The organism is Roseateles cavernae (assembly GCF_040187885.1).
GTDB classification, from domain to species: Bacteria; Pseudomonadota; Gammaproteobacteria; order Burkholderiales; family Burkholderiaceae_C; genus Roseateles_E; species Roseateles_E cavernae.
On sequence record NZ_JBDPLH010000048.1, the window covers coordinates 1 to 468 of the forward strand.

Sequence of the window (468 nt, forward strand, 5' to 3'; positions counted from 1 at the left end):
CCATGTCAGGCCTCGCTGTCTGCGTTGGTGTTGGCTGCGGCGGCGTCGGGCGTTTGCACCTCGTTGGCGGTAGCGGCCGGCGCCGGCGTGTCGTCAGACGCAGGGACCTCTTCCCCCTTGTCCCTGCCTTCCTGTGGAGGGTCTGTCGCATCCGATGGCGCGGCGGGCGACGGCGCAGCGGCCGGGCCAGCGGCGCGCTTGTTGGAGCGCGCAGCGGCGTTCAGATCGAGACGCTGCACGGTGGCGACGCCATCCTTGGTCTGCAGTACTCGGAAGGCGAAGCCCTTCTCGGTGGGCTCGCAGAAAGTGGCCAGCAGCTCGGCGGCGATCTTGACGCCGTCGAACTCGACCACCTGCGCCAGCTCGTCGACTTTCAAGCGCGAAGCGATGGGGCCGCGCTCCAGCGGCGCCAGCGACTGCCAGCCCTGGGGGCTGACATAGCCGGGCAGCGCGATGGGGCCATAGGCC

General features: G+C 70.1%; 1 pseudogene. It reads right to left on the reverse strand.

From position 1 onward, the window contains the following. Positions 1-5 precede the first annotated feature (5 nt). Positions 6-468: pseudogene (locus ABGI63_RS25800) on the reverse strand (hypothetical protein); the annotation flags it as partial.